This is a genomic window from Pseudoalteromonas apostichopi, from assembly GCF_030297135.1.
In the GTDB taxonomy this organism is placed as follows: Bacteria; Pseudomonadota; Gammaproteobacteria; order Enterobacterales; family Alteromonadaceae; genus Pseudoalteromonas; species Pseudoalteromonas apostichopi.
The window spans coordinates 2,779,150-2,802,169 of the sequence record NZ_AP028065.1; the positions used below are offsets into that span (position 1 = coordinate 2,779,150).

The following is a 23,020-nucleotide window of genomic DNA, read 5'->3' on the forward strand; positions in this document are numbered from 1 at the left end:
GCTGTGGGTGCAAGTATCTAAGATGAAATTATACGAAAAAGGAGCCAAGCGGCTCCTTTCATTAATCAGTAATGATCGTCAGTTAAACACTTACAGCTTGCAAAGACTCACTTTGATAACAACCAAGTACACGGGTGTACTGAGTATGTTCTTTTAGCTCTTCTAGTGCCTGTTTAACATGTAAGTCATCAAGGTTTGCTTCGAGATCTACATAAAACACTTCTTCCCAAGGGTTTCCAGGTACTGGACGTGACTCTAGTTTTACAAGGTTAATTTTGTGATGTTTAAAAATCATTAAGGCGTCAGCTAACGAACCCGCTTGTTGCTTGGTGGCCATAATTAAACTCGTTTTGGTTGGGATTTGTTTCGACACTTGAAGAGGTTTACGGGCTACTACAATGAAGCGGCTATGGTTTTCACTTTGATTGGCCAAGCCTGATTTAACCACTTCTAAACCGACGTTTTTCCCTGCTTGTGCAGAGCCGATAGCGGCACTGTTTGCGGTTTCAACTGCTGATTGCAATGCATGGAAAGTTGAATCACAGGTTTCATGTTGAATGTCACCTAAGCCCTGAATGAAACGGCTACATTGAGCAAAAGGCTGTGGGTGAGCAAATATTTTATTGATATGAGATAACTCAGTACCAGGCATCGCTAATAAACAGTGTTCAACGCTGTGTGTCACTTCACCAACAATTGAAACTTGAGCGTGCTGTAATAAATCGAATACTTCATTGATACTACCTGAACTGGTGTTTTCAATAGGTAATAAACCAAAATCAGCTTGGCCACTTTCTACTTTACCTGTGATTTGGTCAAAGCTAGAACAACCCATTTCAATTACTTTACCCGGGCGGCGGCTGAAATATTTATGACAGGCTAATTGACTGTATGAACCTTGACCACCCAAATAAGCAACACGATGACTTTCGCTCATGACTTCTGGGTTAAGGTTTTTTTGCAACATCGCTTGTTGGTTTAGAACAGAATCTTCAAGAATGGTTTGGAACACGTTATTAATGTAGTACGCATCAAGGCCTAATGATTTTCCATAACTAATGAGCTTTTCGAGTAATGCTTGTTCGCGAGCCTCATCGCGAATTGGTTTGTTATTGGCTATCTTGTACTCAACCACGCTGTGGCTGATACGACGTCTTTTTGCCAGTAAGACAAGTAAGTCGGAATCTATTTCATTAATATCGTGTCGTAACGCATTTAATGTATCAATGCTCATGTTGGTTTCCTCATTCCAAAACAGTGCGCAAACAAAAAAGCCTCCCAAGTGGGAGGCTTTAGCTATTCGGTGAATTTATCTCGCAAACAGTTAAGCCTCCTCTATTTAAAGAAGCTAAAAAACGAAAAGTAAGTGCGAGAGATAATTTGTTTCATTGAGTTAATGTAAAAACACTTGTATGTAAAGTCAACCGCCTATCGAGGCTAATTTTGAAATCATATGTGTTTATTCAGAAAATTCATTAATCTTCATAAAAAATTTATAAATATAAAAATGAATCTGGTATATTTGTTTTTGCACAATAAATAATAACAATTATTAATAAGGTAGTCCTGTGGTGTATCGACGACCGCCATCACGTTTTGGTGTGAATTCATTAAGTATGAAATTGTCGCTGCTGATCTCTGCGATTTGTTTGATTGCAGGTATATGTGCTGCGGCTTTGATGCTTAAATCTGAAGAAAAACAGCTTGTTTTTGAAGAGCATGAACTTTTAAAACACTCGAGTGAACGCTTGAGTCGTCAATTTAACCGCCTGATTAAAACTAAAATAAATATCGCTGAGCAGGCTAATAATGTTGTAAGCAGCCAACTGCTTCACAATGAGTCTCACTTACAAAGCAAACGAAGCGCTGATATTAAATTTTCCGTTGATGGCAGTATCCGCAGTACTTCAGAAAATGGTTTATCTGCAGCGTTTATCCCTCAAGATAAATATTCTGAATTTTATAAGCAGCTTATAAACGATTCTGAATCACTGTGGAAAATCGTTTCACCTACTTTAATTCAAGATTTCTTTAATTTTTACTTAGTTACGAAAGACAACTTTATTCGTATAGCGCCACCAAACTGGGCACTAAATGTACCTGGCGACTTTGACTTCACCAAAGACGAAGCCTTCAATTATGCCCAAGCTGCAACTAATCCAAGCCGAGAAGCGGTATGGTCAAAAGTGTATTACGACACTATTTGGCATAAATGGGTCGTTAGTGTACTTGTGCCAATCTACCTTGATAACGAATTTTTTGGTGTAACAGGTAGCGATATTGCTCTTGAAACTTTATTGGCACAACTGCCTATTGGTGATCGTGAGCAACATCTATTTGTTTTCGATGCAAAAGGTCAGTTATTAGCTCACCCTGATTTAGATAGGACAACTTTAGAGCAATATGGACGAGAAGGTAAAAAATTACTGACAGAAGATTTTGTTAATCCCGATCTGCAAAAGCTAGTGTCTGAAACGATTCGCTTAAAATTACCTGAGTCTGCAAATTCATTTGTCCAAGATGGCGAAACTCACATTATCAATATTCGTAAAGTTGAGAACCTAAATTGGTATATTGGTATTTATAAAAAGCGTTCGTCGGCACTTTCAGCACTAGAAGAGCTAAAAGTAAAATTCTTTGGCTTGTTTATCTTGTACGCTATTTTAGTTGCCTTGTTATTGCATCAAGCACTTTACCAATTAGTACTGCGTCGTATTCACTCATTAGTTAACGCGGTGGTGAGTTTTGGCAAAGGGCAATTACAAACAGAGTTTCCAAAAGCCAATAAAGATGAAATTGGTACCTTAAATGGCTCGTTCAGAGACATGGCTATTGAAATTCGTAAATTAATTGATGGTCTCAACCAGCGCATTAGCGAAAAAGAAATAGCTGAAAAGGCAGCTAACCGCTTATCTAAAGCTGTGGCTTTCTCGGGCACCGGTGTAGTGATCACCAACCAAGATTTTGAGATCAAATACGTGAATCCGAAAATGGTTGAAATGACCGGTTTCGAAGAGCGTCATTTCATTGGTTCGCCGCTGTTAAATATCATCTCTCAAGAAATGGCTATTTTAGTTGATGATATTGATATTGACTTACGTAGCCGTAATTACTGGCGAGGGGATACCTTATTACAAGCTAATGAACGCCAATCTGTTTGGGTTTCGCTAAGTATTTCACCAATTCGTGAAGATGGTGGTGAGATCACCAGTTATGTGGCATCTGCGCAAGATATTTCGTTTGTGAAAGAAAGCCAACGTAAAATGGAACAACTGGCTTACTTTGATACTTTAACTGGACTTGCTAACCGTACTTTCTTCAGAATGCAGCTGCGCAAGTCAATGGCACTTGCTGAGCGTGGTCATTATGCATTTGCCTTATTCTATTTTGACTTAGACGAATTTAAACGTATCAACGATACGCTAGGTCATGATGCGGGTGATCAGTTGCTAGTAGAAGTTGCTAATCGCCTGAAAAAGCGTCTGCGTACAGAAGATACGATTGCGCGTTTAGGCGGCGATGAATTCGCGGTATTATTAAGTGGTATTGAGCATCAAACACACGCCATGGAAGTCGCAAATACGATTCAACGCACTCTCAATGAGCCTATCAAATTAGGTAATAATGAAGTGATCATTAGTGCCAGTATTGGTATCACTATGGCGCCATTTGATAGTCAAGAAGAAGATCAATTACTTAAACATGCTGACCTTGCGATGTATGAAGCAAAAGCCAAAGGGCGCAATACCTTCCACTTCTATAGCCAAGAATTAAATGCAGCTGCGAACGAGCGCTTATTTATTGAAAATGAGTTACGTACTGGTATCCGTGAAGGGCAGTTTAGAGTTTATTATCAGCCACAAGTGGATTGTCGCAATAATCAGGTAGTTGGGTACGAAGCGCTTATTCGTTGGTTCCACCCTGAAGAAGGAATGATCCCACCGACGAAATTTATTCCAATTGCTGAAGCAACCGGTTTAATTGTTGAGTTAGGTGCATGGATATTACGAGAAGCCTGTGAATTTGCGGCTCGTTTAGCAAGCCAAGATTTGAAGAATAATATTTCAATCAATCTATCGGCTCGCCAGTTTAAAGATGCCAACCTAGTGACGACTCTTGATACGATAATCAAGCAAACAGGGGTTGAGCCTAAACGCTTACACCTTGAGTTAACAGAAAGTATGCTGATGGGGCATGTTGAAGCCGCTATTTTACAACTGCATCAATTAAAAGCCTTGGGGGTATCAATTTCAATCGATGACTTTGGAACAGGCTACTCTTCATTAAGTTACCTAAAACGTTTCCCTGTGGATATCTTGAAAGTAGACCGTTCTTTTGTGAAAGATATCCCTGAGGATACTAATGATATGGAAATTACCGCTGCGATTATTGCTATGGCGCAAAAGTTGAAACTTAATGTTGTTGCCGAAGGGGTTGAGACCATTGAACAAATTGAGTTTTTACAAAACAACAACTGTTATATTGTGCAAGGTTACTACTATAGCAAGCCTATCCCTGAAGATGAGTTGCCTGCACTTTATGAACAGCTCAACTCGTTGAATTCATAAAATACAGAACTCAAAAATATAGGGGGCGACTAGCCCCCTGCAATTTTAACTTTAAATTTCAGTCCCTCGAGAATCGCTTTTAGCTTATCTCTGTCATCACCTTGAACTTCGATGATACCGTCTTTTACTGCACCGCCTTGGCCCATTTTACTTTTAATGGTCTTAGCTAATTTTTTTAAGTCGTGCTGTTCGCTGTCGATCCCAACAACTAACATGACACCCTTACCTTTGCGGCCTTTGGTTTGACGTTCAATACGCAAAAAGCCGTCTTTAAAAATTTTACCTTGGGTTGGTTTGCTTTCTTTAGGTTGCTCAATGCGACCCGTAGCAGTTGAATAAACTAGATTATTATCGCTCATAGTGGATCTCGTAGTAGAAGCTTGGCTAAATGATAACAAATTTCATCCTAAGTGTTTTAATTTTTGGCTTATTTGTTCTAAGCGGTTATATTTAATTAGGTATCAGGAAAGATTTGTTTATTAGGAGTTTATTATGAGTTTATCGCGCAGCACTTCTGCTGATGGCGCTATATTAACCGTACAAATCAAAGGAAAATTTGATTTTAATTTGGTGCAATCTTTTCGTCAGGCGTACGCCGATCTTAACGACAATATCGATAAAGTGGTTATTGACCTCAGAGAAACAGATTACATGGACAGCTCAGCTTTAGGCATGTTGCTGAACATGAAAAAAAACCTAACAGGCAAAGTTGAAACAATTCAAATTAGCAATTGCCAACCGCAACTGAAAAAAATCCTGCAAATCTCACGTTTTGATAAAAAGTTCGATATTGATTGATGCTTAATATTCTGGTTGTAGACGATCTTGCCTTAAATCGTCGCTTATTAACCGTGATGTTAGAGCAGCAGGGCTACCGTGTTTATACCGCTGAAAACGGGCTTGTTGCTTTAAACCTGCTCGAAGAACACACCATTGATATTGTGTTACTCGATGTCATTATGCCTGTGATGGACGGCTTTGAAACCGCAGCGATTATCAAAGAGCGCTTTAGCCAAGTTTACTTACCGATTATATTTATTACCTCTTTAGAAGATGAAGCGAGTTTTGAGCGTTGCTTAGCGGTTGGCGGCGATGACTTTTTACATAAGCCATTTCAAGAGGTCATTCTTAACGCGAAAATTAAAGCGCATAGCCGGATCCGTAATTTAAGCCAAAAGGCAAGAGAGCAAAATCTACAACTTGAATATCATCAAAATCAAGTCGAGCGCGAACATGAAATCGTCGAACATATTTTTAATAACGCCCTCGAAAACCAACAGTCATTTCCGTCGCATTTAGACTTTCATTTATCACCTGCCGCTATGTTTAATGGCGATATGTTTTTGGTAGCACAAAGCCCAATTGGCAGCTTGTACTGCATGCTTGGTGATTTTACCGGCCATGGTTTAGCTGCTGCGGTCGGAGCACTTCCTGCTTCAAGGGTATTTTATACAATGGTAAGTAAGGGGATGTCAGTCAGTGATATTGCTGCAGAAATTAATTCAGTACTAGGTAAATTACTGCCAGGACATATGTTTTGTGCTGCCACCATTCTAGAGCTCAGTAACACCGGGAAAAGTGTTTCGGCTTGGCTTGGAGGATTACCTGATACGTATATCATCGACCAAAATGGAGAACTCATTCGCACTCTTGAATCTCAACACATGGCACTGGGTATTTTAGAAGAGGATGAATTTGAACGTGCACTTATTCACATAGAGGTAGAAGATACTTCTCGTATCGTGATGGCGACCGATGGCATTATTGAAACTACTAGCCCAAATGATGAATATTTTGGTGAGCAGCGTTTTAAAAAGGTGCTTGGCTCAAAGCCAAATATTTCTTCAAATCAAGTATTAGAACGAGTAAACAAATTTGCCCGCGGCAATAAACAACAAGACGACTTAAGCTTAGTATTATTAAATTGTTTACCTATGGATGAGTCTGAGCAAAAGTCTGAACAGCTATCTGCATTACCCTTTAATTTTTCATTGAGCTTAAATTCAAAGCAAATCAAAAGCACAGATCCTGTGTTGGAAGTAGTTGATGTAATAAGTAAAGTGGCGGGGTTAAATGCCCATCGCGCAAATATCTTTTTGATACTCTCAGAGGCCTATAATAATGCCTTAGATCACGGTGTGTTAGGTCTCGACTCAGAGATTAAGAATCAAGAAGATGGCTTTTTAATTTATTATCAACAACGAGAAGAGGCCCTCGCAAATTTAACAGATGCTTTAATCATTATTGATATCCGTTATTGCCCCGAAGAGTGTGCTCTATATTTTACCGTTTGTGACTCCGGAAACGGTTTTAGTAAAGAGCAAACAAATCAACAAAGCCTTGCAAGGGAGCATGGTAGAGGCTTGTGCTTACTTAGAGAAGTTGCCTCAAAAGTGACCTTTAATAGTGCTGGTAATCAAGTCGAAATTTATTATCAATTAACAGCAAGCAGTACTAGCTCACACTAAAATCGCATGTTATCATTCTGGCATTATAGATGTTTGGATGGCTAAATGATTTCTAACTACTTATCTACTGCACAGCTTGAATTACCAGAAAACTTGGTTGCTGAGCAATTATCGAACCTTGAACAATATCTTGCAGAGTCCGCTTCACCAGCAGTGCGTTGGGAGTATCAAATTCCTGAGCTAGGCGAGGGGGGGGCGTGTAGCTTATTTGGTTATTTGCAAGATGAACCATTCAAATTAAACGATTATGTTGCAGATGATGCTACAAATACTGAAAAGCTGACTAAGCTTCAACAAATCATCGATTTTGTCGTTGCTCAGACTCAAGTTGATTGGTTTGGTATTTATCAAGCAACAAATACTGACGAAGGCCCTCAGTTATTAAAACTGGTTTATCACGGGGCACCTAGCCGACCATTATTCCCGCTTAAAGAAGCGTTTGCTAAAGGTAGTAACAATGTTCAAGTCGCGCTTTCTAAGCAAGGTCGCGTGATCAATAACGTTGCTGATTATCTTGCAAAAGGTGGTGAGTATTATACCTGCGATCCAAAGGTGAAAGCTGAAACCTGTTTACCCTTACTATCAGCTAAAAATGAATGCTTAGGTATTATAGATGCAGAAGCATTTAGTAATGATTTCTTTGATCAGCAGACCCTTGCATTACTTGTGGCTTGTTGTATTAAAATTCCTCAACTCTTGGTCTAATTTTACTAGTAATCAGGCTGGGTTTTTATGTTAAGCTAGTGGCAACGCTAACCCCTATAAAAAGAGATAGTCAATGTTCTCAGAATTAAAACCATTACCAACAGATCCTATTCTTGGCCTAATGGCGGCCTTTAAACAAGATACAAACCCAAAGAAAATTGATTTGGGTGTAGGTGTTTATAAGGATGAGCAAGGCAATACGCCTGTATTAAAAGCGGTTAAAAAAGCGGAAGCGTTTCGTTTAGAAAACGAAACCAGTAAATCGTACATTGGCTTGGCTGGTAACTTAGATTACTGTCAAAAAATGGAAAACTTATTACTGGGTGAGCATCCAGCACTTTTAGCTAACCGTGTTCGCACTGCACAAGCACCAGGTGGTACAGGTGCATTACGTGTTGCTGCCGAATTCATTAAGCGTTGCAACAAAGATGCGACGGTATGGGTAACTACGCCAACGTGGGCAAACCACATCAGCTTATTTGAAGCGGCGGGCTTAACAGTAAAAGAATACCCTTACTACGATTACGAAAATAAAGACCTTTTATTTGATGACATGATTAATACCCTTAAGCAAGTGCCTAAAGGTGATGTTGTGTTATTCCACGCATGTTGTCACAACCCAAGCGGTATGGATTTAAATGCTGAGCAATGGAGCACAGTTGCAGATCTTGCTGTTGAAGTTGGTTTCACGCCACTGGTTGATATTGCTTACCAAGGTTTTGGTTCAAGCCTTGAAGAAGACGCAGCGGGTCTTCGTAAATTAGCAGCAGCGGTAGATGAACTAATCATCTGTTCTTCATGTTCGAAAAACTTCGGTCTATACCGCGAACGTATCGGTGCATGTTCAATCATTGCTAAAGATGCAGCGACTGCTGATATCTCTAACTCTGTATTATTAAGCGTTGTACGTAGCATCTATTCAATGCCGCCTGCACATGGTGCTGATATTGTTAGCACGATTTTAGGCAGCACTGAGCTTACTCAAATGTGGCATGACGAGCTTGATGAAATGCGTAATCGTATTAATGGCTTACGTACTTTAATCAAAGAAAGCTTAGCAGCGAAAGGCATTGAGCAAGACTTCTCATTTATTGACCGTCAAAATGGTATGTTCTCATTCCTAGGTATTAATAAAGAGCAAATCGAACGTTTACAAAAAGAGTACTCAATCTACATTGTTGGTTCTAGCCGTGTAAACGTTGCTGGTATCAGTGATGCAAACATTGACTACTTCGCAAAGGCAGTAGCAGACGTTTGTAAATAATCGGCTCTATAGCGATAAAAAAAACCGCATGACTGCGGTTTTTTTGTGCCTGTAATATGTGTTACTACGAGTAGGTATTAATGTAGCCAGCGAATGGCGTCATTAATCATATTGTTGTAGCTGTCAAGCGGAGCGCCAATACTCGCTATTAAGATAGTATCTGCTCGCTCTCCGCGGTTAATGTGACCAGCAAAACGCTCATCATTGAAATCATCAGAGCCGGTGCCAAACGGTTGCTCGTCAGAAGGCACTATGAATACTGTCATTGGGCCAAAGTCAGATTCAAACACCAAGTGTAGGCCTTTTTTGCCTTGAAAGTCACAAAACATCAAATAGGTTACTTTACCTGGTAGCTCATCTAGGTGTCCGCCAATAGTAGCAAACTTTTCATTTACATAAGCAAGGTCTATCGCTTCATGCTTATCTAACGCGCCAATCTCATGATAAAGGTGTGTAAAGGCATGCTCACCCACACTGTATAAAGTATGTTGTTTGTTAATGACAAAGAACACACTAATTGCCACTAAAAACGATGCTGCGGCGGCTAAATACAGGCGATTGAAGGCAAAGCGCGACTTAGCCTCAATAATAGTGTCTAGCGGCTGCTCATGGTTTTCTTCACAAGCATAGGTGTTATCAATAATTCGCTTTGCCAAATTTTCAGGCACGGGTACGTTAAGCGCTTTGCTTAGTTCATCATCGAGGGCACGTACATCATCAATAAACGCCTGTTTATCAGTGTCCTGCTCGGCAAACGCTTCAAGTTCCTTATCAATAGTGCTTGGCTCGGCGAGGATGCGGCGGCGAAACTCGAGTTCATCCATTAATTTGATGCTCCTCTAAGTTGATCATCATCACTGCTTAAAGCCTCTTTAAGCTGGTTTCTGGCACGAAAAAGTCGTGTCATGACAGTATTTTTATTTAAATCGAGGATCTGGGCAATCTCGTCGCCAGAGCAACCCATTACCACCTGCAGCAGTAATGGTTCTCGATACTCTTGTGATAACTTTCCAATTTGTCGTTGAATCACTGTTTGTTCCATTTCAGCATCAAGGGTTGTACTTTTTTCATCTACAAGGGTGTCGTTTTCAACATCGGCGTAATCAAATTGTTTACGTTCAAAGCGACGTGCATTCTCGCGACGTAAGATAGTTAACAACCAAGGTTTTACCGCTTGTTGATCTTGCAGTGAATCCAAGGCACGCCAAGCCCTCAGGAAAGTTTCCTGCACTAAGTCTTCAGCAATGTTCTGATCACGACACAACCAATACGCAAAGCGAAAAAGCTCACTGTGGTAGACATGAACCAGCGCTTCATATCGCTTTTGTTTTTCTGTCATAGTAACTAAGACCTGCCTATCAGAAAAAATCTTTCTGAGATTATTATTTTTTTCTTAAAAAAACGGCTAATTCAAGATTAGCCGTTTATATTCAATCTATTAGATTAATCGTTAATCGTAAAGATTTTTTAATTCAGTGTCATTACTTGTCGATTGAGTGTGCTTTGTTGCTTGGCTTAGCAAGTTTACAATTAAACTTAAATCAACTTGTTCATCTGCTGAACTATAAAGTTTAGTGCGTAATTTAGCAATTTCATCATTAAGTTGTGTGTTTTTGAGTGATGCGAGTAAATACTCAATGGCCGCTACATTCTTACCTGTGTACTGTTTTGCATAGAGGTTTAATGCGTTATAAAACGCTGAGCTATTGTTCTGTTTTGCAAACAGCTTTAACTCATTTAATGACACGGATGTAACACTCTTAGATAATGCTTTAGGCGTTGATTGTTGAGGGCGCTTTTTAATGTAAAGCACTAAGGTGACTAACCAAAGTCCATAGCCGCCAATTGCCACGATAATAAGCCACATCGGGCTCGTGACTTGCGTAACGGTTTGCACATTAGTTGGCGTATGACTCAGCTCATTAGAGCTTGCTGTTTGCGGCTCTGCGATAGCTGGGGCTGTTGGTGTGAGTGGATTTGTACTTGGCACAACTGTTAATGTTCGAGCAGGTATTGTCGCGTAGCTAATACGATTGATTTTGGTATTAAACCAAGGCAGCTTTATTTCAGGCAATGTATAAGTGCCCGGTGTTTGCGGTAATAAAGCATAAGAAGCCGTTTGTTGTGAAATAACACGGCCATCACGTACCAGATGATTACTCTCTTTTTCATCAGGGTAACTTCTAAAACCTTGCACCTGCGGCATATCGATATCAGGAAGTTGCTCTTTAGTAACCCCCAATGCGGTTAAGGTGATAGTTCGAGTGATCGGCGTACCGACTTCCACGGTGTCATCTTTTGGTTGCCATTGCTCATCAAGGTTAACCAATTCACTCGGTAACCAAGCACCTGAGTAGTTTTCTGGAATTGGCTTGATTTCAATATCGACATCTTCGCCCATTGCTGAAACAGCCATTTGTCGGTAATTTTGACGAATACGGCCATTGAATACTGGGGCTGTGATGGTATTCACGCCACTTTTTTGTGGTTGCACTAAATACTCACGGGTGATCACTAAATAGCGTTTTCCATCAATTAACTCATAGTCTTCAGATTGCTTGTTAATTGGAGTTAGCTCAGCGTTTTCCATTTCTGGTGTGGTTAAGTTGCCATCAAGCAGTTCTTTGTTGTTGTCTAAATACAATTTAACCGTATAAACACCGGCTTCTTGCACGTATAAGCTAGTTGGCTTGATGCTTGTTTTAATGAAGGCTTCTTTATTTTGCTCAGAGGTTTGGCTGCGCTTAGCCACCGTTAGCTCAATCGGTTTTGAACTGACACCAGCAACGGTAAAAGCAGGAATGGTATAAGTGCCTTCTTTGCGGGTCATCAGTTTTACAGACCAGTTAGTTTGCTTACTGATTTCACCATTAATAATGTTGGTACGCGAGCTTACACTGGTAGGCCCTACAACAAAGTCTTTTAATAACACTGAAGTGTCGGGTTGTTCGCTGTTAATAGAGTCGTCTGCTGAGATGGTTAAAATAAAAAACTCACCGGCAAGGACTGGGTTTTTATCAACACTTGCCTGTAGCTGGGTGGCAGCCCAAAGCGGCGCTGCCGCGATTAGCAATAAACAACATAATAATCGCATTACCATGATTTTTCGGCTCCTCGTGGACGACGTTGATAGTTTCGTTTTTGTGCTTCTAATTGCATTTTATTTCTTAATAAGATCGCAGGATCATCGGGAACTTTACGCAGCAATTGATTAAGTTGCTGGGCTTTTTCTTTCTCTTCATTAGTCAGCTCAGCAGCTTGTGCCTGCATAGCCTGTTGCTCTGCTTGCTGTTTAGCTTGTTCATCGCTTTGCGATGGCTCTGGCTGGGCATCTTGTTGCTCAGGAGATTGCTCTGGCTTTTGCTCACCTGATTGTGGCGACTTTTCTGATTCAGATTGCATTTCAGGTTTGTTTTGTTGATCACTTTCAGAGTCACTTTGCTCACCTTTTTGATCTGACTGTTCGCCTTGCTCTGAGGGTTGTTGGCTATCTTGCTGCTCACTTTGCTCAGAGTTATCGCCTTGCTGGGAGTTTTCACCCTGTTGCTTTTGCTGGTTATCTTGCTGACCATCGGAGTTTTGTTGATCAGTGTTTTGCTGTTGATCTTGTTGCTGCTGTTGCTCTTGCTGCTGCATTAACTGTTCAACAAGGGCTTGGTTTTCTTTTGCTTCAGTGAAGTCATTTTTAAGCTGTTGGGCTTTCTTATAAGCTTCTATTGCTTGCTCTAGTTCACCTGCCTTTGCAAGGGCATTGCCATAGTTGTACAAACCCGTCGCAGATTTATCTTCACTAAACGCATCCATGGCAGCTTGGTAATTACCTTGCTGATAAAGGGCTGCGCCTTTTAATTGCGTGTTTTCAGCTTGGGCGGCTTGTTCAAATTGATTTTGCTGATAGGCATCGAGAGCGCGTTGGTCTTGGTTTTTAAACACCTCTGGTAACTCGGCGGCGTAAACCTGTTGCTGAGGTAATAGCATAACGAACAAAAAGCCAAGTACTAGGCTGCTTCGGCGAATTAAAAAGAGCGCTAATGGTAGTAAAATAACAAGACCGTATATACCAGCATCAACACGCCATAACGCTTGGCTTTGTTTCTCGTCTTTGAGTACTTCAGCATTGGCTGTTGGGGCAAATGTTTGAATATCTTGATTACTGGTTTGATAAAGTGCAAATTTGCCACCGCTGTTGCGCGCTAAAGCACTTAAGCGACTGATATTTAGCGTCGGAATAACAATCTGTCCTTGCGAATCTTTTAAAAAGCCACCTTCAGGCAACTTAATAGGCGCACCTTGCTCCGTGCCGACGCCATAGACATTCAAGCGATAACTCGACTGAGCGGTAAAGCGACTAATATCTTCTTGATCAAGGCTATCAACCCCATCGGTAACTAAAATAATATCACCATCTAAATAGCCTGCTTGTTTAAGTAAATCGTCGGCTTTTTCTAAACCTTCAATAACGTTCGATCCTTTGCTCGGCATGATATCTGGGCTTAGGCTTGGGATGAGGTTAGCTAAGGTGCTGGCGTCATTGGTTAGCGGTGAAATGGTAAATGCAGAACCTGCATAAGCAACCAATGCCGTATCACCTTCTTTGAAAAGTTCAATCATATCAAGTGCTTTAAAGCGAGCTTGAACTAATCTATTTGGTGCGATGTCGGTACTGAACATTGAGTACGACATATCCATCACAATAACCCGTGCGTTTTTCGCTTGAAACACTGGGACTTGTTTTTTCTCGAAGCTTGGACCTGCTGCAAACACAATGGCTAGCAAGGTAAAAATAGCAACTAGCCAAAGCGGTTGGCTTTGCTTTTTATGATTGTCGCTCATTACAAACTGCGCCAAATGGGGGGCAATTAAATCAGCTGGGGCGTTCTTTTTATTGCGTACTAACAACACACTAAAAATAATCAGTGCGGGGAGCAATAACCAAAGTAGTGCAGGGCGAATAAATTCAAAATCCATACTAGCTCTCCTGCTTAAATTGGCGAATAAAACTTACTAATATTGTTAAGCTGATTAAGCCTAGCGCCACAAGCAGTGGAATATAAAACAATGAAATTTGTGGACGGAACGTCTGCTCATCGCTACTGATAGGCTCAAGTTTATCGAGCTCCTGATAAATTTGCTGCAAGCCAGCCACATCTTTTGCACGAAAATATAAGCCGCCAGTTTGTTCTGCAATACGTTTTAGTAAGCTTTCATCTAAGTTACCGCCACTCATTCCACCCATATTGAATAAGCTAAAACCACGCGGGTTATCGGAGCCAACACCTATGGTATAAACCTTGATGCCTTCTTCACGTGCTAACAGTAGTGCATCTTCTGGGTCAAGGTTACCTGCGGTGTTTTGACCATCAGTTAATAGCACTACGATACGGTTACTTTCATCTTTGTTAGCAAAGCGTTTTACTGACAAACCTAATGCATCTCCGATAGCTGTTGCTCGACCAACTAGACCGATTTGCGCCTCGCTCAGCATTTGGCTCACGGTTTTAACATCACGCGTAAGAGGTGTTTGTAAAAATGCGGTGTCGCCAAATAAAATGAGACCAAGGCGGTCGCCTTGACGTTGCTCAATAAAGTCACTCAGTACCGCTTTTACCATAGTTAGCCTGTCGACATACTGGTTTTGATAGGCCATATCTTGTTCTGTCATAGAACCAGATAAATCTACTGCAAGCATGATATCGCGGCCTTCATTGGGCAAGGTGATGGGGTCATCAAGCCAAGTCGGGTTTGCGATAGCAATAACTAATAATCCCCATACTGCCCATTCGAGCAAAGATACTTTACGACTATGTTGCTGCACCGCTTGATTATTCAAACCAAGCTTAGCAAAGCCAGGAATACGCAACCGTAATTGCCCTTGTTGCTTTAACGGCATAAAGCGACTTAAAAGCCAAGGTAGGGGTAAAAGCACAAAACACCATGGCCAACTAAACTCAAACATTAATTGGCTCCTTGAGTTTAAAGTTGCGAATGGCACTGCGTAATTTAGCTGCAAGTTCAGCATTATTACTTTGCTGCTGATAAAGCGGCATCAACTCGTCGTAACTAAAGTTATCGCCACTTAGCTTAGATAAATTTTCAGACCACTTTGCCAAAGGCTGAGAGGCAAGTTGACTGCTGTAATAATGACGGGTTAAACGTTTTAAAATAATGTGTAGCTCTTGTGCATCATCATCACTAAGGGTTTTACTTAATTTAATGGCTTGTTTCTTGGCTTTTTTGAACTGTTGGTTTTTATATAAAAGCACTAAGCCGATAATTAATAACGAACCAACTAAGGCGATGATCAGCCACCAAATTGGAGCAAGTGGCCACCATGCAACCTCGGTCGGTGCAATGACATCATGTAAGCCATCTAGCGGATTTTTTTGCATTGTTACTTTCTCACTAATTGCAGCTCAAGTGGAGTGGCTGCACTGAATGAAATTAAACTAAGCCCAGATTTTTGTAGGCGCTTTAACCTATTAGAAAAAGACTCTTCAGCAGATTTAGCGAAGCGTTCGCGAAATTGCTTGTCCATTAATGGTAAAGCAAGATCTTGTCCATTTGCCGACACAGTTACTGTTTGTTTAAAAGCAGGTAACTGATGTTCAAATGGGTCGCTAATATGGCAACCAACCAACTCACAGTGTCTGCTCAGCATTTCAAGTTGTTTAAAGCTCGCTTCATCAAGGGCACTAAAATCAGAAACGATATAAACTAGGCTACCGGGTTTAGCCAAATGGTTAAGGCGTTTTAGGTTTTCACTAAATAGGCTGTTGGCTGTTTTGTCGATATTATTGAGCGCTTGGTTGTGAATATCACATAAGTTGTGACAGAGCTTTAACACCGCCTTTTCGCGTGACGTAGGCTTTAATTCGTGATGACTATGTTGATTAAACACCAGACCACCAATGCGGTCACCTCTTTGACACGCCGACCAAGCAACTAATGCGCTAATATGCGCTGCTTGCACCGATTTTAACAGTAACTTTGAGCCAAACAGCATCGAGTTAGAAAAGTCGGTAAATACAAAAACAGGGCGTTCTTTTTCTTCTTGAAACAGTTTAGTGTGGGTTTCGCCTGTACGGGCGGTAACACGCCAGTCGATAGAGCGTATGTCATCACCAGCTTGATAATGACGCACTTCAGCAAACTCCATCCCGCGACCTTTATGTGGCGCAAGGTATTGCCCAGCTAAACTGTTTTTGATTTTTACTTTGGGCGCAAGTTCTAGTAAACGAGCTTTGGCTTTGTAATACATCAACTCTTTGAGTGATAAATTGACGCCTTGACTATGGCTCGTTGCTAACCACGCCGCTGTATCAAATTGGCTCGACATAGCTTATGGCACTGCTACCAGTTCTAAAATACGGCTGATCACGTCATCTTTACTGATGCCATCGGCCTGCGCTTCGTAGCTTAAAATAATACGGTGACGTAACACATTATGCAGCACCGCTTGAATATCATCTGGGGCTACAAAATCACGGTTTTCTAGCCAAGCATGCGCGCGAGCACATTTATCAAGGGCAATGGTTGCACGCGGGCTTGCGCCATATTCAATCCAGCGGCCAAGTTGCTCATCAAGCTCTGAAGCTTCACGGGTTGCAACAATTAATTGCACTAGGTACTTTTCAAGTGGCTCAGCTAAGTACAAGCCTAAAATAGCTTTACGCGCAGCAAAAAGTTCACTTTGACTAATTTGTTGTGTCTCTGCTTGCTTATCAGAAATAGCCTCGCCACGGGTTAGGCGTAGGATATCTAATTCGTGTTCAGCACCCGGGTAATCAATGCTCAAATGCAATAAAAAGCGGTCAAGCTGTGCTTCTGGTAGTGGGTAAGTGCCTTCTTGCTCTAGCGGGTTTTGGGTTGCCATAACCATAAATAGATCAGACAGTGGATAAGTGTTTTTACCAACCGTTACTTGGCGTTCAGCCATGGCTTCGAGTAGCGCAGATTGTACTTTAGCAGGGGCACGGTTAATTTCGTCAGCCAAAATTAGGTTATGAAATAACGGTCCTTTTTCAAATACAAATTCACTGGTTTGCTGACGATATATATCGGTACCTGTGACATCCGCAGGTAATAAGTCTGGGGTAAACTGAACACGTTGGAAGCTACCTTCAACCCCTTTTGCTAAGGCATTGACTGCACGGGTCTTTGCAAGACCTGGAGGGCCTTCTACTAATAAATGGCCATCTGCCAAAATCGCGATTAACAGTGCTTGGGTTAATTGTGGTTGGCCGATAATTTGCGTGTCTAAGTATGATTTTAATTGTGAAAATGCGTTAACTGCCATAATAAAAAGACTGTCCTAAAAGCGTGAGTCAAAAATTGTTTTTGTTATGCGCCAATGCGTTATATTCAGTACCGATAAATTCTTTACGCGGTACCGTGGTGGGGCGCTATTAACAAGTTATAAGGATTCAAAAGTTATAACACAAGTGTTAGACACAAAATTCTCAAATAGTTCGTTATTTTTTAAGGATTTTTAGCCTACCATATAAATACAGTGTTTTTTTGTAAATAGGCCAAAAAAAGCCTATGGTTGAAAACTTAATATTGGCATTCGTACACGGGTTGTTTTAGAATCAGGAAAAACAAACAGGTCAGACCTGTCAGCGGGAGAGCATAAATGTCTGAGCAAAATATACTTAAAACAGCAAAAGGCGATCGTATCGCTATCGTTAGCGGCCTGCGAACGCCATTCGCAAAGCAAGCCACAGCATTTCATCATGTACCAGCCCTTGATATGGGTAAGTTAGTTGTCAACGAAATGCTTGAACGACTTAACTTTAATAAATCTGAAATTGATCAACTTGTATTTGGTCAAGTAGTGCAAATGCCAGAAGCCCCAAATATTGCCCGTGAAATCGTATTAGGTACGGGCATGCCTGTTTCTGTTGATGCTTATTCTGTTTCGCGTGCGTGTGCGACAAGTTTCCAAGCCATTGCTAACGTAGCCGAGTCAATTATGGCAGGCTCAGTGCAAGTGGGTATCGCTGGTGGTGCTGACTCATCGTCTGTATTACCTATTGGTGTCAGCAAAAAATTAGCGGGTAGCCTTGTTGATTTAAACAAAGCACGCACGCTTGGTCAGCGATTAAAGATTTTCTCAAAACTACGTCTAAAAGATTTACTTCCTGTGCCGCCAGCGGTAGCTGAGTACTCTACAGGCTTATCTATGGGTCAAACGGCAGAGCAAATGGCTAAAACGCATAGTATTAGCCGTGAAGACCAAGATGCTTTAGCACATCGTTCTCATACTCTTGCAAGCCAAGCATGGGCTGATGGCAAACTTAAAGACGAAGTGATGACTGCGCATGTAGCGCCTTATAAGAGTTTTATTGAGCAAGATAATAACATTCGCCATAACTCGACTGTTGAAGGCTATGCGAAATTAAAACCAGTATTTGACCGTCAACACGGTTCAGTTACAGCCGCTAATGCTACGCCACTAACTGATGGTGCTGCTGCGGTATTAATGATGAGTGAAAGTAAAGCAAAAGCATTGGGTTACAATATCTTAGGTTATGTACGTAGCTTTGCTTTCTCGGCAATCGGTGTCCATGAGGACATGCTAATGGGTCCGGCTCACTCTACGCCAATTGCTCTTGACCGTGCAGGTATTACATTAGCAGATTTAGATTTAATCGAAATGCACGAAGCATTTGCAGCGCAAACACTGGCTAATATGAAGATGTTTGCGTCAGACAAATTTGCACAAGAAAAGCTTGGTCGCAGTAAAGCGATCGGCGAAATTAACATGGACAAGTTCAATGTATTAGGTGGCTCACTAGCATACGGTCACCCATTTGCGGCAACAGGTGCACGCCTGATCACGCAAAGCTTAAATGAACTTAATCGTCGCGGTGGCGGCTTAGCGCTTACGACTGCGTGTGCAGCGGGTGGCTTAGGCGCAGCCTTTGTATTGGAGAGTGCGTAATGACAGATTCAGTATTTAGTTTATCAGTGGCTGATGACGGCGTAGCCGTTGTAACCATTGATGTGCCGGGTGAGAAAATGAACACCCTGCGCAGCAGTTTCGCAGAAGATTTAAAAACCTTACTCAAAGACGCACAAGCGCAAGCTGTAAAAGGTATGGTATTTATTAGTGGTAAAAGCGATAACTTTATCGCTGGTGCTGATATTAAAATGCTTGATAGCGCGAATAGCCGTGAAGATGCATTAGCGTTAAGCGAAATGTGCCAACAAGCCTTTTTCGATATGAAAAAGCTACCTTTCCCAACAGTAAGTGCTATTCATGGTGCAGCGTTAGGCGGTGGTTTAGAGTTTGCTTTAGCATGTGATTATCGAGTGTGTTCTGACAGCGATATCACTAAGCTTGGTTTGCCAGAAGTACAGTTAGGCTTATTACCTGGTGGTGGCGGTACTCAACGTTTACCAAAATTAGTTGGCTTGCAAAAAGCACTTGAGTGGATGCTTACAGGTAAGCAAGTGCGTGCTAAGCAAGCGAAGAAAACAGGCTTAGTAAATGACTGTGTACCACACAGTGTATTACTTGACGTTGCTAAAGAGTTTGCTCTGAAAGGTAAGGCGAAGGCTACTAAACCTAAGCTAGACCGTTTAAGTCAATTACTTGAGTCAAACCCATTTGGTCGCAATATTATTTTCAAAAAAGCACAAGAAAACGTGCTGAAGAAAACAGGCGGTCACTACCCAGCACCTTTAGCCATTATTAAAGCGGTTCGTGCAAGTGTTGAGCTTGATCAGTTAAAAGCATACAAAACTGAAGCAGAAGGCTTTGCCACGCTGGTAATGAGTGATGAGTCAAAAGCATTGCGCGGTATTTTCTTTGCAACCACTGAAATGAAAAAAGAGTGGCGTAATGATGATGCACCAGCAATCGCTAAAGCGGCAGTATTAGGTGGCGGCCTCATGGGCGCGGGTATTGCCCATGTTAGTGCTGTAAAAGCGGGTGTTCCAGTGCGCATTAAAGATGTGGCTGAAAAGGGCATCAGCAATGCAATGAACTACAGCTATAAGATTTTAGATAAAAAGCAAAAGCGTCGTATTTTATCTAAAGCTGATTTACAACAAACCATGAACCGCATTACCGGTACCACCGATTACAGCGGCTTTAAACACATTGATATCGTTTTCGAAGCAGTGTTTGAAGATCTTGCTTTAAAGCAAGGTATGGTGGCTGATGTTGAACGTGAATGCCAAGACAACACTATTTTTGCAAGTAATACCTCATCATTACCGATTGCACAAATCGCTGCTGATGCAGCACGCCCAGAAAATGTAATTGGTCTGCATTACTTCTCTCCAGTTGAAAAGATGCCACTTGTTGAGATCATTCCACACGCTGGTACGTCTGAAGAAACTATCGCACGCGTTGTTAACTTTGCCCGTAAGCAAGGTAAAACCCCGATTGTGGTTAAAGACATGGCTGGTTTTTATGTAAACCGTATCTTAGCGCCTTATGTTAATGAAGCGGCTAATTTACTGCTTGCAGGTGAGCCAATTGAAAAGATTGACCAAGCATTGGTTGAGTTTGGTTTCCCGGTAGGGCCTTTAGCGTTACTTGATGAAGTAGGGATTGATATAGGTTCTAAAATTGCGCCAATCCTTGAAAAAGAGTTGGGCGAGCGCTTTAAAGCACCTGACGCCTTTAATCGCTTAATCGATTCTAAGCGTTTAGGTCGTAAGACTGGCCGTGGTTTTTACCTTTACGACAAGAAAGATAAAAAAGTGGATGAGTCAGTATACGAGCTACTTGGTGTTACGCCATCACCTCGTTTAAACAAGAGCGAAATTGCTAAACGTTGTGTTGCGCAAATGCTTAACGAAGCGGTGCGCTGTTTAGATGATGGCATTATTGCAAGCCCGCGTGACGGTGATATTGGTGCTATTTTTGGTATCGGTTTCCCACCATTCTTAGGCGGTCCATTTAGCTATATGGATAAACTGGGTGCAGCACAAGTGAGCTCAGAAATGGCGACTTTTGCTAACTACAACCCTATTTTCACACCTTGCGATACGTTAAAAGCAATGGCTGAAAAGGGGGGGCGTTTTTACCAAGCAGAAAGCGAAGAGCTGGCAATAGCTGAAGCTACGCCTGTCGATCCGGTTGAAGTAACCAAAGAAGTGGTTGAAGACGAGCAAGCGTCAGAAGAAGCTAATACAGAAACGACTAAAAGCTAATTCTTTAAATTAATTAGTTAATTTTAAAAGCCCTGCTCATTGAGCGGGGCTTTTTACTTATATATTGGCCATAAGTGGTATTTAACTCTCGAGATCAGTTTGTTATAACTAGGTTTATTTACTAAGCGATTAATCACCATGACTCTCACCACTTCGCGATTAACATTACGGCTGTTAAATGCCGATGACTGGCCATTGTTTTATACTTTGCATAATGATGCCCAAGTGATAGAGAAATGTTTCGATAAGCCCTCAGAGGCGCAGTTACGAGCAAAGTTTAATGAACGCTTAAAGCCTTGGCAGCCAAATTCGAATTCACCACTGTGCTTAGTTATTGTTGAAACCAGTACAGGTAAAGAGGTGGGTGTAACTGGGTTTACTTCATCAACAGTGCCTGATAGTCAAGAAGTCGGTTATTTGCTGCTGCCTAATTTTCATGGTCGTGGCTATGCCACAGAGTCTTTGCAAGCAGTGCTTGATTACGCCAAATCAGAACATGCTGTACGGGAATTTAAAGCGGTTGTCACCGAAGGTAATATCGGTTCAGAAAAAGTACTTGAGAAATGTGGTTTTCAGTTAGTCGATAAGCAGCTAGATGCGTATGCTATTGGCGGTGTTTTGTATACCGATCATCATTTTTATTTAGGTTGCACTGATCACAGAGCGTGATCAGTGCGCAATTTTACAGATGAAGCTCAATCGCTTTTCTGTCTTTTTCTGGCATATTCGCAACCACTAAATCAAACGAATTATCAATCATCCGCTCAATCTCTCCTTGTGGCACGGTACCATCTAAAATAACCGTATTCCATAAACGTTTGTTCATGTGATAACCCGGGATCACCGACGGGAAAATATCACGCAATGCTTGGGCTTCATCTGGCTCGCATTTCAGATTTAGCCACCATACAAGATTACCTTCATCGTCTGTTTGGCCTTCTTTGCCCTCGGCAAGGGTGGCAAACATTTTATGATTCACCTTGTAAACGTCGACATCTTGGCCAAATGGTTGGGTGATCATCACCAATGGCTTTTTCATTAAATATTCGTGTACTGTGTGTTGATTCATGATCCAATCCTTGAAGTCATTTTTCGTAGTTATAAACATAGCAGCTTTTTCTTAGTTTTGAGACAACTAATATTATAATTTGCTGAAAAATCGAATAAATAACGGCTGTGAGTTAAAACTGCAAATTTTTATTGAACAATAGCCATTACGTGGTAAATTTCTGTCAACAAAAAACGATAGGAATACACCCATGCCTAAGGCAAGTGAAGTTAAAAAAGGCGCCGCTATCGAGCATAACGGCCGTGTTTTAGTAGTTAAAGATATTCAACGTTCTGTACCACAAGGTCGTGCTGGTGGCAGTTTATACCGTATGCGTTTATACGATGTGGTAACTGGTGGTAAAGTTGATGAAACATTCAAAGACAGCGACATGCTAAAACTAGCGGATCTAATTCGTCGTGAAGCAATGTTCTCTTACATTGACGGTGAAGAGTATGTATTCATGGATAATGAAGACTACACGCCTTATAACTTAAATAAAGAAGCGATTAGCGAAGAGATTTTATTCGTAAATGAAGAAACTCAAGGTCTTCACGTAATTGTAATCGATGGCGCTCCGGTTGGCTTAGATTTGCCATCAAGTGTTGAGCTTGTTGTTGAAGAAACCGATCCTTCAATTAAGGGTGCTTCAGCAAGTGCACGTTCAAAGCCTGCACGTTTGACAACCGGTTTAACGATTCAGGTACCTGAGCATATTTCTACAGGCGATCGCATTCGTATCAACACGGTTGAACATAAGTTTATGGGCCGCGCAGAAAAATAACTTTGTGGCTCTTCA

20 protein-coding genes are annotated in these 23,020 nt (G+C 41.3%); 9 read left to right on the forward strand and 11 right to left on the reverse strand.

The window, feature by feature from the left end:
* Positions 1-82: 82 nt before the first annotated feature.
* Complete coding sequence (locus QUE86_RS12610; RefSeq protein WP_286257595.1) at positions 83-1,234, reverse strand: chorismate mutase; 1,152 nt, start codon at positions 1,232-1,234, stop codon at positions 83-85.
* Between the two features lie 334 nt (positions 1,235-1,568).
* Here QUE86_RS12610 and QUE86_RS12615 point away from each other — a divergent pair, with 334 nt between their 5' ends.
* Positions 1,569-4,568, forward strand: coding sequence for a bifunctional diguanylate cyclase/phosphodiesterase (locus QUE86_RS12615; RefSeq protein WP_167657951.1), 3,000 nt, complete (start codon positions 1,569-1,571; stop codon positions 4,566-4,568).
* 29 nt (positions 4,569-4,597) lie between these two features.
* On the opposite strand, the gene QUE86_RS12620 is transcribed toward QUE86_RS12615, so the two are convergent.
* The gene (locus QUE86_RS12620) at positions 4,598-4,927 is read right to left on the reverse strand and encodes an SUI1 family translation initiation factor (RefSeq protein WP_130052034.1); all 330 of its coding nucleotides are present in this window, start codon (positions 4,925-4,927) and stop codon (positions 4,598-4,600) included.
* Between the two features lie 133 nt (positions 4,928-5,060).
* Between QUE86_RS12620 and QUE86_RS12625 the strand changes: the two genes are divergently transcribed.
* The 4 genes from QUE86_RS12625 to QUE86_RS12640 all read left to right on the forward strand — a co-directional run bounded on the left by QUE86_RS12625 (position 5,061) and on the right by QUE86_RS12640 (position 9,005).
* Positions 5,061-5,366: an STAS domain-containing protein gene (locus QUE86_RS12625; RefSeq protein WP_130052033.1), complete on the forward strand. Its 306-nt coding sequence runs from the start codon at positions 5,061-5,063 to the stop codon at positions 5,364-5,366.
* Positions 5,366-7,036, forward strand: a complete 1,671-nt coding sequence (locus QUE86_RS12630; protein WP_178926726.1) for an ATP-binding SpoIIE family protein phosphatase — start codon at positions 5,366-5,368, stop codon at positions 7,034-7,036. The genes QUE86_RS12625 and QUE86_RS12630 overlap by 1 nt, the downstream gene beginning before the upstream one ends.
* Positions 7,037-7,081: 45 nt before the next feature.
* Complete coding sequence (locus tag QUE86_RS12635) at positions 7,082-7,741, forward strand: GAF domain-containing protein (protein WP_286257602.1); 660 nt, start codon at positions 7,082-7,084, stop codon at positions 7,739-7,741.
* A gap of 73 nt (positions 7,742-7,814) precedes the next feature.
* Positions 7,815-9,005, forward strand: a complete 1,191-nt coding sequence (locus tag QUE86_RS12640) for an amino acid aminotransferase (protein ID WP_286257605.1) — start codon at positions 7,815-7,817, stop codon at positions 9,003-9,005.
* A 77-nt stretch (positions 9,006-9,082) separates the two neighbouring features.
* Here QUE86_RS12640 and QUE86_RS12645 read toward each other — a convergent pair whose 3' ends face one another.
* From QUE86_RS12645 to QUE86_RS12680, 8 genes are all read right to left on the reverse strand, one after another.
* Positions 9,083-9,829 carry a DUF3379 family protein gene (locus QUE86_RS12645; RefSeq protein WP_130052029.1) on the reverse strand — a complete coding sequence of 249 codons (747 nt, stop codon included), beginning with the start codon at positions 9,827-9,829 and terminating at the stop codon, positions 9,083-9,085.
* Entirely contained in the window at positions 9,829-10,344 is a 516-nt protein-coding gene (locus QUE86_RS12650) for a sigma-70 family RNA polymerase sigma factor (protein WP_130052028.1), read from the reverse strand. Before QUE86_RS12650 ends, QUE86_RS12645 begins: the two co-directional genes overlap by 1 nt.
* A 111-nt stretch (positions 10,345-10,455) precedes the next feature.
* Positions 10,456-12,105: a BatD family protein gene (locus QUE86_RS12655; protein ID WP_286257609.1), complete on the reverse strand. Its 1,650-nt coding sequence runs from the start codon at positions 12,103-12,105 to the stop codon at positions 10,456-10,458.
* A complete protein-coding gene (locus QUE86_RS12660) occupies positions 12,099-13,973 on the reverse strand; it encodes a VWA domain-containing protein (RefSeq protein ID WP_286257611.1) in 1,875 nt (624 codons plus the stop codon). Before QUE86_RS12660 ends, QUE86_RS12655 begins: the two co-directional genes overlap by 7 nt.
* Before the next feature lies 1 nt (position 13,974).
* A complete protein-coding gene (locus QUE86_RS12665) occupies positions 13,975-14,961 on the reverse strand; it encodes a vWA domain-containing protein (protein WP_286257612.1) in 987 nt (328 codons plus the stop codon).
* Positions 14,954-15,394 (reverse strand): DUF4381 domain-containing protein, encoded by a 441-nt coding sequence (locus QUE86_RS12670; RefSeq protein WP_130052024.1) that lies wholly within the window; start codon positions 15,392-15,394, stop codon positions 14,954-14,956. The genes QUE86_RS12665 and QUE86_RS12670 overlap by 8 nt, the downstream gene beginning before the upstream one ends.
* 2 nt (positions 15,395-15,396) lie before the next feature.
* Positions 15,397-16,341, reverse strand: a complete 945-nt coding sequence (locus QUE86_RS12675; protein WP_130052023.1) for a DUF58 domain-containing protein — start codon at positions 16,339-16,341, stop codon at positions 15,397-15,399.
* A gap of 3 nt (positions 16,342-16,344) precedes the next feature.
* Positions 16,345-17,301, reverse strand: a complete 957-nt coding sequence (locus QUE86_RS12680; RefSeq protein ID WP_286257615.1) for an AAA family ATPase — start codon at positions 17,299-17,301, stop codon at positions 16,345-16,347.
* Positions 17,302-17,637: 336 nt separating this feature from the next.
* Between QUE86_RS12680 and fadI the strand changes: the two genes are divergently transcribed.
* The 3 genes from fadI (at position 17,638) to QUE86_RS12695 (ending at position 21,842) form a co-directional block, all read left to right on the forward strand.
* Positions 17,638-18,948, forward strand: coding sequence for an acetyl-CoA C-acyltransferase FadI (fadI, locus tag QUE86_RS12685; protein WP_130052021.1), 1,311 nt, complete (start codon positions 17,638-17,640; stop codon positions 18,946-18,948).
* On the forward strand, positions 18,948-21,173 hold the full coding sequence (fadJ, locus tag QUE86_RS12690; protein ID WP_286257621.1) for a fatty acid oxidation complex subunit alpha FadJ: 2,226 nt from the start codon (positions 18,948-18,950) through the stop codon (positions 21,171-21,173). Before fadI ends, fadJ begins: the two co-directional genes overlap by 1 nt.
* Positions 21,174-21,311: 138 nt before the next feature.
* A complete protein-coding gene (locus QUE86_RS12695) occupies positions 21,312-21,842 on the forward strand; it encodes a GNAT family N-acetyltransferase (protein WP_130052019.1) in 531 nt (176 codons plus the stop codon).
* Positions 21,843-21,855: 13 nt separating this feature from the next.
* On the opposite strand, the gene QUE86_RS12700 is transcribed toward QUE86_RS12695, so the two are convergent.
* On the reverse strand, positions 21,856-22,242 hold the full coding sequence (locus QUE86_RS12700; RefSeq protein WP_130052018.1) for an MmcQ/YjbR family DNA-binding protein: 387 nt from the start codon (positions 22,240-22,242) through the stop codon (positions 21,856-21,858).
* Positions 22,243-22,432: 190 nt separating this feature from the next.
* On the opposite strand from QUE86_RS12700, the gene efpL reads away from it, so the two are divergent.
* A complete protein-coding gene (gene efpL, locus QUE86_RS12705) occupies positions 22,433-23,005 on the forward strand; it encodes an elongation factor P-like protein EfpL (protein ID WP_130052017.1) in 573 nt (190 codons plus the stop codon).
* The last annotated feature ends 15 nt before the right edge of the window (positions 23,006-23,020 follow it).

Excerpts from the sequence above, each read along its gene's own strand:
- QUE86_RS12610 (WP_286257595.1), bottom strand. The coding sequence starts at position 1,234 with ATGAGCATTGATACATTAAATGCGTTACGACACGATATTAATGAAATA.
- QUE86_RS12620 (WP_130052034.1), bottom strand. The coding sequence starts at position 4,927 with ATGAGCGATAATAATCTAGTTTATTCAACTGCTACGGGTCGCATTGAG.
- QUE86_RS12625 (WP_130052033.1), top strand. The coding sequence starts at position 5,061 with ATGAGTTTATCGCGCAGCACTTCTGCTGATGGCGCTATATTAACCGTA.
- QUE86_RS12630 (WP_178926726.1), top strand. The coding sequence starts at position 5,366 with ATGCTTAATATTCTGGTTGTAGACGATCTTGCCTTAAATCGTCGCTTA.
- QUE86_RS12635 (WP_286257602.1), top strand. The coding sequence starts at position 7,082 with ATGATTTCTAACTACTTATCTACTGCACAGCTTGAATTACCAGAAAAC.
- QUE86_RS12640 (WP_286257605.1), top strand. The coding sequence starts at position 7,815 with ATGTTCTCAGAATTAAAACCATTACCAACAGATCCTATTCTTGGCCTA.
- QUE86_RS12645 (WP_130052029.1), bottom strand. The coding sequence starts at position 9,829 with ATGGATGAACTCGAGTTTCGCCGCCGCATCCTCGCCGAGCCAAGCACT.
- QUE86_RS12650 (WP_130052028.1), bottom strand. The coding sequence starts at position 10,344 with ATGACAGAAAAACAAAAGCGATATGAAGCGCTGGTTCATGTCTACCAC.
- QUE86_RS12655 (WP_286257609.1), bottom strand. The coding sequence starts at position 12,105 with ATGGTAATGCGATTATTATGTTGTTTATTGCTAATCGCGGCAGCGCCG.
- QUE86_RS12660 (WP_286257611.1), bottom strand. The coding sequence starts at position 13,973 with ATGGATTTTGAATTTATTCGCCCTGCACTACTTTGGTTATTGCTCCCC.
- QUE86_RS12665 (WP_286257612.1), bottom strand. The coding sequence starts at position 14,961 with ATGTTTGAGTTTAGTTGGCCATGGTGTTTTGTGCTTTTACCCCTACCT.
- QUE86_RS12670 (WP_130052024.1), bottom strand. The coding sequence starts at position 15,394 with ATGCAAAAAAATCCGCTAGATGGCTTACATGATGTCATTGCACCGACC.
- QUE86_RS12675 (WP_130052023.1), bottom strand. The coding sequence starts at position 16,341 with ATGTCGAGCCAATTTGATACAGCGGCGTGGTTAGCAACGAGCCATAGT.
- QUE86_RS12680 (WP_286257615.1), bottom strand. The coding sequence starts at position 17,301 with ATGGCAGTTAACGCATTTTCACAATTAAAATCATACTTAGACACGCAA.
- fadI (WP_130052021.1), top strand. The coding sequence starts at position 17,638 with ATGTCTGAGCAAAATATACTTAAAACAGCAAAAGGCGATCGTATCGCT.
- fadJ (WP_286257621.1), top strand. The coding sequence starts at position 18,948 with ATGACAGATTCAGTATTTAGTTTATCAGTGGCTGATGACGGCGTAGCC.
- QUE86_RS12695 (WP_130052019.1), top strand. The coding sequence starts at position 21,312 with ATGACTCTCACCACTTCGCGATTAACATTACGGCTGTTAAATGCCGAT.
- QUE86_RS12700 (WP_130052018.1), bottom strand. The coding sequence starts at position 22,242 with ATGAATCAACACACAGTACACGAATATTTAATGAAAAAGCCATTGGTG.
- efpL (WP_130052017.1), top strand. The coding sequence starts at position 22,433 with ATGCCTAAGGCAAGTGAAGTTAAAAAAGGCGCCGCTATCGAGCATAAC.